The organism is Ferrimonas pelagia (assembly GCF_039543565.1).
GTDB lineage: Bacteria > Pseudomonadota > Gammaproteobacteria > Enterobacterales > Shewanellaceae > Ferrimonas > Ferrimonas pelagia.
Genome location: NZ_BAABJZ010000074.1, coordinates 20,073 through 29,688, shown reverse-complemented (window position 1 = coordinate 29,688; position 9,616 = coordinate 20,073). Strand labels below are relative to the sequence as shown.

6 protein-coding genes are annotated in these 9,616 nt (G+C 43.5%); 1 reads left to right on the top strand and 5 read right to left on the bottom strand.

The window, feature by feature from the left end; genetic code table 11:
* The first annotated feature begins 275 nt into the window (after positions 1-275).
* Positions 276-1,001, top strand: coding sequence for a TetR/AcrR family transcriptional regulator (locus ABEA08_RS11425; protein ID WP_345335441.1), 726 nt, complete (start codon positions 276-278; stop codon positions 999-1,001).
* A gap of 653 nt (positions 1,002-1,654) precedes the next feature.
* On the opposite strand, the gene ABEA08_RS11420 is transcribed toward ABEA08_RS11425, so the two are convergent.
* The 5 genes from ABEA08_RS11420 to ABEA08_RS11400 all read right to left on the bottom strand — a co-directional run bounded on the left by ABEA08_RS11420 (position 1,655) and on the right by ABEA08_RS11400 (position 9,526).
* A complete protein-coding gene (locus tag ABEA08_RS11420) occupies positions 1,655-3,421 on the bottom strand; it encodes an aryl-sulfate sulfotransferase (protein WP_345335440.1) in 1,767 nt (588 codons plus the stop codon).
* Positions 3,422-3,970: 549 nt separating this feature from the next.
* Positions 3,971-5,065, bottom strand: a complete 1,095-nt coding sequence (locus ABEA08_RS11415) for a porin (RefSeq protein ID WP_345335439.1) — start codon at positions 5,063-5,065, stop codon at positions 3,971-3,973.
* 1,154 nt (positions 5,066-6,219) lie between these two features.
* Entirely contained in the window at positions 6,220-6,825 is a 606-nt protein-coding gene (locus tag ABEA08_RS11410; protein ID WP_345335438.1) for a disulfide bond formation protein B, read from the bottom strand.
* An 11-nt stretch (positions 6,826-6,836) separates the two neighbouring features.
* Entirely contained in the window at positions 6,837-7,454 is a 618-nt protein-coding gene (locus tag ABEA08_RS11405) for a thiol:disulfide interchange protein DsbA/DsbL (RefSeq protein WP_345335437.1), read from the bottom strand.
* 314 nt (positions 7,455-7,768) lie between these two features.
* Positions 7,769-9,526, bottom strand: a complete 1,758-nt coding sequence (locus tag ABEA08_RS11400; protein WP_345335436.1) for an aryl-sulfate sulfotransferase — start codon at positions 9,524-9,526, stop codon at positions 7,769-7,771.
* Positions 9,527-9,616 lie beyond the last annotated feature (90 nt).

The window sequence follows — 9,616 nt, the reverse complement described above, 5'->3', positions numbered from 1 at the left end:
GCATCATTGGGCTCGGCTTCCTTGTCGGCCTGGTTGGTTTGGCGATTGATCAGATCGCACTTTGGAAGCCGAGTTCCCTCCAAATCTGAGAACTCAGTGATCTACATTTCGGAACAGTTATTTAGGCTGTCCCTATAATGAATTACCCAATAGTGCCGATTACAAGGCGTGGCAGATTCCTTTGCGCTCGATTGTGTTTAGAGTGAAATAGTCAATAACTCGGTGTATAATTATTTCTATTAGAGAGTAAAGAATCCGATGAGGCGGGTGATGACGTGAGTGATGAAAGAGCCAGTCTATACAAATCTAAAAGTGATAAGCATCTTAAACTTATTAGTAAGGTTACTCGGAGTGTACCACCATTAATCCGCCAAAAAGGATTGGCTAACTTTAGCTTGAGCGATGTAATAAAGGCATCCGGAGTCCCCAGAACAGTATTTTATCGACTTTTTAGCTCTAAAGACGACGTATTGGCGCACACATACCTAAGCTTGGTGCTTGATAGAATTGAGCTCACTCGTGAGGTTGTTTCGTCTTTTGGTGGCGGGCATAGAGATAAAATAGTCCTATTTTATTGTGTGAAGCTGCTTTCCAAACCAACGAGGTGTTTAATTGACAGTGGTCTTAACTTTTACCCGTCAAATAAAAACTTATGGAATAATGCTAACGAGGAAATATTAAGTGAGATCCGGTGTGCACTTTTAACTCTCCGAAACTTTAATGTCTCACTTTTTACCATGGCGATCGATTCAGGTGATTTATCTGAATCAAAGGAAGATGTTAGAGATATAATACATGATATGATGATTTTTGAGCTGGGATACATAGCATATATTAGCAGTCGAGATCTCTTAAGGTCAAACTCTGACCTAAAAGAACTTGAGGTTTTTAATAAGTTATTTGATGCGATCGGAGCGTATGCTTGGGCGGGGTGCTCTGATAAAGGAAGCGTCGAGCTTTATGAGGAAGTTATGGGGATGTTATCTTTAAGCGAGAGGTGAGTGGGTTAAGGGCAATAGCATGAGCGTCTCTTGCTCAAATTAATCGGCGTGACTCACACGGATATCACTTGAGGGCGGAGAATATTTTTACTCAATTTAACTGTCTTAGTGAAGGCGATGAACAGTGTATGGCCCGTCTCGATGTAGCAAGTTAAATAACCAGTGGTCGGAGTGAGTTACGCTAATCCATTCCGAGTCTAAATAACTGATCCTAATTGTTCTCCACGTTCTACAATCCATGTCCGTCACCCGGGAACGGCGAGGCGTTGTTCATGAAGGCCTTAGCAGTTGCCACATGTGTTATCAGCGGTTATTAGTCGCCGCTCACCTGTGCGCTGTTGACAGGTCGATTGATGATTAACAAGTTTTGCTCGCTTTACGCTTGAATGATCTCGCCATACCGTCAATCATGATGACATGAAAAAGAGCAAGCTTTTTGCGCCACTACCAGAGTTCAAAAATGATGAGGGAGCTAGGAATATCACATACGCTGGACCTTAAGCTTAAAGCCTCTCGATAATACTAACAGAACCTGGCGAAACGTTTTGAGCTGCTCTGATTGCGATCCGTTTTATTTATAAATAGACGTACGGAGATTACACATGGCAACAGGTATAGCGTAGCCACTATATACCTGTTGCCATGTCGCTGCATTAATCTTTAGAATTAAATGCAAACTCTGGGTCGATAATAATAGCTCTGTATCCTGGCTCTCTTGGACCAGAGTTATCAAACTTTATTTCGACCATAACTTCCCCTGTCTTGTAGTCGATTTCATTTAATATCGGACGCGTCCAATCTTTCATATGCAAGCCCGCGGATGCTGCAAATATAAACATTGTATCTTTGTCACCTCTATATTCCGTGTTGGAAGTGATTGGTGAGTACCATTCGTACCCGCGTTCCTTTCCATACTCCCATATTTGCTCTACTGTTAGGTTCTCCTCGTCAATATCATACTCAACGGCCCTAGAATACTTCATGTCTGGAAACGGTGGTTGCTCCAAACCTCTAGCATCACCATTGTCGAAAACGGTCAGGGTGCCTTTGTGTGTATTTAACCAAGCTGTGTGCTGAGTCCATCCCCAATCAAAATCACCTTCACACTTCCCATGGCTGCATGATATTTCATTACCATTTCTGTCGATTGGCTTCAACACTTTTTCCGCTAAATCACCAGTCCAACCATCAGGCGCACCAAGAATCCACTTGACTTCTTTATCTCGACCGATCTTAATTGCAGTTGCTTGGTGTCTAGGGCTAATAATTATTGAATCGTCATCTTCATCAAAGTCAATAGAATTAACGTGGACCCAGTTTCTTCCCGGGCCAACACCTGGACCATCACCAAATGGCGCATCAGGCTCAATTTTCACCATCTCATCGCTAAGCTCATCATCAACATTCAAACAGACAGCACCAGCATTGAGGACTCCAAGTAAGTTATCTCGCAAAGGGTCTAAGATTTTATTCAAATCCCATACATCTACAACATTGCCGCTTGGATCAACTTCTAATATATGATCCCGGACAGTTGTCACAACCTGACCGTCATCTCTGACATAGTTTCTCTTTGCAGCACGCATGATGTAATTGCCATTAGGCCTTTCTCTGATTTCATGTGAGAAATCAGCATAGCCTCGGGGCAAACGACGTTCCTTTATCATTCTTCCCATTAGGTCCATACGAAAGTATTTTTGACCCTTGCCAAAAATTATTTCTCCTCCGGAAACCTGATGGACACCCATAATCAACCCACGACCTAGGAGGTGCTCATCATCGGAGAATGAAGAATCATCTAATATCCATCGAACTTCGCCCTCAGTATCTGTAATATAGTTGATTGATGCAAAGTTGAAACCTAAAGCACCTCCATTGCTCCACTTTAGATCTTTAGATCGTCTATTGGCAGTTTGGGAGTTAATCCAATACAAGCGTTCTTCAAAGCCTTCAGATACTTTTACAACATTTGCTTCCGGGAACTCCCTAACCATTGCCTCGTGATGCTTATTATTAAGACCACCGGTTTGTACGTGATACACTTCATGGACGTTTAGTCCGTCTAATTTGTAGTTCACTGATATTTGGTTTCTATGACTTGCATACAGACCAAAAATTGGTATTCCATCATGTGTCAATATACTTGACTTAGATACACGATAGCTAATTTCTACGCTGTTAGTATTTTTCCCATGAATCGTCACATGTACATCATTAATGTCATTGTTGTTTAGGTCAATGATTGCGGTTAGTGGCGCATTCCCATAAGGATTAATTTCTATTGAACCTAAGTGACCTTGCTTGCTTGAGCCCTGCATCAGGCTCGCTCCACTTTTTTGAGGAGCCGCATCAGCAAAAACGAAAGTGTGATTTGCACTTAACAATATAGTTATGGCAATTGCTACTGTTTTCTTTAACATACTTGTTCCTTTTAATAGTTGTTGCTTTGTTGTAATTGAGTGAGGTGCATTAGTGGCGTCGATATATATAATGTTATCTTGATGATGTTGTGTGGTGCACAATACGATTGGTGTTTTAACTATAACCAAAGCTAAATTTGGCGAACGCTGTATAATGACCGGGAGTCATCGTTTCGCACATCGTCGATGTCAACAAACTAGAATGGCTTGCTAATATATAAAATAAAGCGTAGGCTCGCTATAGCGATGGGATATAATAATAATTAGAGTCAAGAGTATTTTAAATCCATATCAATCTTGCAGGCGACGATATCAAAACTGACTGCACCAATGTAGATGTATATAACCAATAAATTCGCTACCAATTAAAAATTTTGCCACATCAGACAAAAACTGTATAGGTAAAAATTAAATCCATCTTAAACCGTCGCCATATCCCCCTAGATAAATTAAATAACATTAAAAATAACTAGGGGCTCACTCGAAAGATTAAAGGCTGTCTACGTTATAAATGCCTTATAATAAAGTGACAGCACTATACATATACAACTATTTCACTGTGTGACCAAAGCGCACCCCATAAAGAATACCCAATACGAGATCATTTTCTTTATTGTCATCATCATATGAAAATGCAGTTAATTGTGGTGACAAATTGCCGCCATTAGACAGAGTTTTAGTATAAGATAGAACGAATTGATCAACAGCAATATCTTTCAAATCAAAACGAGGCGTAATTCCATTGAGCGCGCCACCTGCAAAATATCCATCACTAGTATGGTTGTATTGAAATTTAATCTCATTGCTGACATTAACCCGATGGGTAACACTGAATGAAAGTGAAGTTACATCCTGTTTTTCGTAAGTCCCTAATCGATCTACATCGGCTTGAGTTAGTCGAGCCCGACTGTCTAAATAGGCACCGCCTAACTTCCAATCGCCAATGCGATACCTAGCACCTAAAGCAAACCCGTCAGCGCCATCGTGTTGATAACGGCCAAGCGCAATAAGTTCGAGACCACCCAATTTCTTTTCAGCCGTCGCCAAATACCCTTTTGTATCGGCTTCAGAACCGTCTGAATTTAGGAAACCAGCTCCGCCACGATCATTGGAATTAGGGTCGATGTATTGAAATGCTAGATCTACAGGAAATGATCGTGGTGTATAGTAGGTAAAGGTGCCGCCATGCCAACGGATGGCCGATGAGTGGTTTAGGTATTTTGCACCACCAACAGAGTTGCCGTGAACATCAGCCTTCCGAACTACATGCTGAACGAGAGTGTCATCGCGACCAATGACTATTTTACCATAGTCAAGTGACTCAAGCCCGACATATGCCCATTGATATCGTAGTCCGTCCCTGTAGGGAGACCCACTGTGGTTTACAGGGTCTGTATGAAATGATATCCGACCAAAGCTGCGCCAGTTGTTTTCTAATGGGAGACTACCCATCATACCAATTGCCGAACCGTCTGAACCAAGCCCTAATTCACTGCGACGACTTGTAGCATCCGTTGTCTCATATTGAGTATGCATATTGAAGTTTGCGTATATATTCAAGCTTTTATCTTCAAAGTCATTTGCAAAAATCGAATGTGAAAATAAACACAATGCAGTTGCCATGGTTACTTTTGTTAGCTTCATCATCATCTCTATCGTTTTGTTATTGAATAAATACATATTTAAGGTAATGTATTTAAATAATTTATAATGTGGCCGCCGTCACAAGCTGGAATAAGTTGTTCCATTATTTGTTCGATGTGACTGGCACAATGAAATGCATTTTTTATCAGTGTCACCAAAGCAGCTTTGGTAAGGTCTAATTAATTCGAAGAAACATCGCCATTTAACTTTATGTTGTTTGGATTTGATTTGTTGAATTGTGGGGGTTGCAGAATCTTTAGAATTTAATTCCATAGACCTAGCTTAGGAAAGCATTGTGCAGGCAATCCCAAAGGCAAAGTTAGTAATTGGAAGAGGTGTAATGTATCTCTTCTGAATTAATTGTTGTTAACTTTTGGGATATGCAAACAAGCTATCAATAGCTGGATTGTTGAAGAGCATCACAGCGGGTATGCTCAAGGCTTTTAACTCAGCCTCCACGGCATAGGTGCTGCATTTATATTGAAGCTACTCTTGGATTGTATCTCTGATGTTAAGGATACTTCATTGGCTCCGCTTTTAAAACTGGTGAATATGCTAATGAAAATCGCTAACTGAGCTATAGCGACATCAGTATATATTAATAAAGCTCTTCTAAATTAGGTATCGAACCCGTTCTCTAACTCCTGCTGAGCAACTAGCCAGAGATGCAACCGGGCTCAAAGTTTACCGCGAAGGAGAATCTAAATCTTGCAAGTAGGGCAAGAAGAAGTTCCGTACTTGTCACAAGCTACGTCTCGCCGTTGATGCCAGTTATATTAACCCGTGTATTCAGAAGTTAGTGTGGTAAGCGTTGCCGACAATCAAGCCTTACCAACGCGATTAGACCCTAGACGATGTCGGATTAAGCGGTTTCCGATGTTAGTGTAAAATGGATGAACGTAGATATAGGGCTCAACATTCTCATTTGTCAGGGGTCAATAAGCCTCAGGGAAAAGCCCTTGGGGTTTGTTTTTTAGAGGTTGACGTTAATCCATAGTGCCTGCCATCTAACTTCGCGCTGAGTGTGAAAGATGGCAGGCGTTTCAAAACTTGTGTGTTTGGCGTCAGTTTTTAGTACAAAGATATCACCACTTCAATACATCGCTCTCATGATTTTGGTTCGATGAGATGAGTAAGTTTTGCATTTCTTTGGGTTATTTATGGTGAAGGGAAATCCAAGCCCATGCTGCAGTAACAACACCCAAAACAGCAACCTTAATGCTGTAAGTGAAGACTAACCAGTGGCCCATTGAGCCGCCCAAGAATGTCCAATCGTCTTCACCACAAACGCCAGTGATGGCGAACATACCAGGCCACCATTCATGCAACGGAAGCATAAATGGGAACGAGGGTTCGGTTGCGCAGGCGTTGGCGCCGCCGCCGGCAGCAAAGAAATCCATCCCGGTATCGAGAGCTTCCATGGTGTGGTGACTGGCGATGTAATCCAGTGACATCTCCATGCCGTAGAAGATTGCCCACCAGGCGAGGGCCAGGCCGATGAATTTTACCGCTAGGTTTTTAGGTGCACAGGCCATAAATAGGCCTGCCAAAATTAAAACAATTTGACTGAAGCGGATGTAGACACATTTCTCACATGGGTCCATGGCCAACCAGCCTTGGAAGTATATGGTGGAGCAAAGCATTAGGAAGCCGGAGGCGCCAGCCATGACCAGCCAGATGGGGCTCTGATTGCTCCAGTGATGCAGGGTTGGCACCGGCTCGGCTTTAACGTTCGCCCAAAGGGATTTAAGCAGTTCCATGGGGATATTCCTTATTTGGCCAGCAGCTGTTCGATCATCTCATCGAGCATGGTCATAGAGCGGATCTGAGCGGTGTTGATCAGGTATTTACCGTTGACCACCATGGCTGGGATGCCTTGGATCTTGGCGACTTCAACGCCTTGGTCCCAGTAGGCCAGCATATCAGTTACAGCTTGAGTGTTGACGTGTTTATCGAAGTCTGCGCGGCTGATGTCCGCAGCTTTTAGGCCATAGGTGATGGCTTCAGCGCTGTTGTTAAAGCGCTCTCTGTCGTCGTGGAAGTGCTTGTAGTAGGCCATTTGGGCTGCTTTGTAGGCTTTGTCATCGCCCATTACCTTGGCAACGGCCAGAACCTGTGACTTCTCCACGCCCAGTGGGGTCTTGGTGGTGATATGCAAACCTTCGTAGCTCGTGCCGCTTGGCAGGTTCTTTTCCATGTTCGGGATCACTGCGGTTTCGTACTTGTAGCAGAATGGGCAGTTGACCGAGTACACCTTGGTCACTTCACTCTTGGCAGTGAATTGGGCCTCTGGCTGCAGCACCTGATAGTGAGTACCTTCTTGATAGTTGCTTGCGTTTACACCCATTGAAAACAATGCGGAAAGAATAATTGGCAGTGACTTCTTCATTTTAGTTACCTTGAATTTGTTTTGTTTGGGTATTACATCGGCGCTTTCTTTGAATGTAACAAGGAATAAGCAGCCGTTTAGATAAATTACGTTCTCATGGCATCACAAACTTTACAATAAGCAAGATTTGAGAGCTGGTATCGCTAATTGATTTGTGATGCGATCTTAATTTGATTTGAGGAAGTTTTCGGTCGTTAAAAGCCTGAAGGAAGATTGTTTTATAATGAACTGTACACAGAGCATGGGAACTGCCAGTGTGTCGCCATTATTGTGACAATGCATCCCCCAGGAATATTATAAGAACTGTTCTATTATTATTCTGCTACAGCTTTATCAAAATCAACAATGGTCGATCGATATGGCGCATTGCCTGGAACAGTACTGTTAACGTGCAGTTCTACATTCACCTCATCGGTGCCATAGGCAACTTCGTTGATAATTGCACGGGTCAAACGGTCACGATTCAACAGGTAGGTGTTACCAGAGAACATAAACATGGTGTCACGGTCTTCCTCGTAAGAAACGTTGGAAGTGATTTGAGAGTACCACTCGTAACCACGGTCTTTGCCGTATTCCCAGATTTGTTCAACGGTCATGTCGTCTTCGTTGATAATATATTCAACACCGCGGCTGTACTTCATTTCAACCATTGGTGGTTGCTGGTGGTGACGGCCATCACCATTATCAAATACAGTCAGACCGATGCCGTTATTATCGTTGTAGGTCTTACCGGTTAGCCAAGCGGTGTGCTGACTGTAAGTGAAGTCAAAGTCAGAATCTTTACAGATGCCGTTACCGGAACATTCAATCTTGCTGCCATCGCTGTTCACTGGTTGCAGAACTTTGCCAGCCAACTCGTCATTCCAGCCATCGGTTGGTGCCAGGATCCAAACCACTTCTTTGTCACGGCTGATTTTTACCACACCCTGGTGACGGGCACTCAAGATAATAGAGTCATCACGGGAGTCGTGCTCAACGGAGTTAACGTGAACCCAGTTACGACCAGCACCTACACCTGCAATATCGCCAAATGGCGCATCAGGTTCAATTTTTACGGTTTCACCTGCGAGGTCAGCATCGACGTTCAGGCAGACGGCGCCGGCATCCAAGCCAAGCAATTTAGCGTCGCGCATGTTGTCGAGGATGAGGTTCAAATCCCATACATCTACTAGCTTACCGGTTGGGTCAACTTCTAGGATGTGGTCACGAACAGTGTGTACACGCTGACCATCTTCGCGCAGGTAGTTGGATTTCGCGGCACGAACCAGGTAGTTGCCGTTGTCCATCAACTGGATACCGTGAGAGTAATCGATGTAGCCACGTGGCAGGCTCCATTCGAAAACAATCTGACCCATCAAATCAATGCGGTAGATCTTTTGGCCTTGGCCGAAGATCAGGTCACCATTTTCCATTTGCTGGAAGCCCATCATGGTGCCGCGCTTGTCGAGGTGGCGAATGTCACGGAAGTGAGATACGTCCAGAGTCCAGCGAATATCACCTGCGGTATCAGTAATAAAGATGGTTGGGTGAGTATCCCAAGTTTGGGAGCCCATGCCATCTTTCCAATCCATGGCGTCCCAACCTTCGGTACGAACGATATGGTTTACCAAGTACAAACGGTCTTCAAAACCTTCGGCTACGGTAACTGAATCAACGGTTGGATGATTCATTTGCATGCCGTCACGCATACCTGTTACGGATACTGGTGGAGTGAAAATTTTGTATTCTTCGGTAATTTCTTTGCCGTTCTTAGTATAGCTAACTTCAACGGTGTTGTTGTAGTCAGGATATAAACCAAGAAGTGGGATTCCGTCGTGGTTAAGAATGGATGATTTACCAACTTCATATGAAATTGGTACGCCGGCGTCACCTTTGGCATGAATTTTTACGGTTGCAGAGTCAATTTTGTAACCGCCCAAATCAATAATTGCGGTTTGAGGAGCATTGCCATAAGGGTTATTAACGACTTGGCCGAGTTCGCCTTGAGCCCAGCGGTGACCACCGCCATCAGCCAGTGCGGTAGTTGAGCAGATCGTCAGTGCTGTTAATAACGCAACTTTACTTAGTTTCATTCCACATTCCTAAATGACATGTTGTTCTTGGTTTCGAGTTCACTATAGATAAATAAAATTTGGAATAGTGTGTTCCAGATCGTGTGTGGT